Source organism: Rhizobium sp. SVR5-2C (assembly GCF_056755115.1).
The window spans coordinates 1-242 of record NZ_JBNDHT010000540.1 but is presented as its reverse complement, the minus strand read 5'-3'; the positions used below and the strand labels follow the sequence as shown (position 1 = coordinate 242).

Annotated in this window: 1 protein-coding gene; it reads right to left on the bottom strand. The window is 63.2% G+C overall.

Annotation, left to right across the window (positions count from 1 at the left end; translation table 11 throughout):
• The coding region (locus tag ACPYOI_RS36825) for an iron chelate uptake ABC transporter family permease subunit (RefSeq protein WP_481424279.1) at positions 1-242 on the bottom strand (242 nt) is incomplete at both ends.

Below are 242 nucleotides of genomic sequence, written 5' to 3'. Positions count from 1 at the left end.
AGTCGGTCTGGGTGAGCGTACCGGTGCTCCAGAGGAACATGCTCTGCAGCTGATCGTGATGGAACAGCACCAGCAGCTGATTAATCGCGCCGCAGTACAGGCTCACCACCAGCCCCGCAAGAATAAGCGTGACGGGGGAGAGACGTTTGCCCCAGGCGACGCCGAATACCAGCGCGCCCACCACACACGCACCGGCGAGGGCAGCAAACTGCGAGGTCAATGCCCCAGGCAACGCCCAGAGC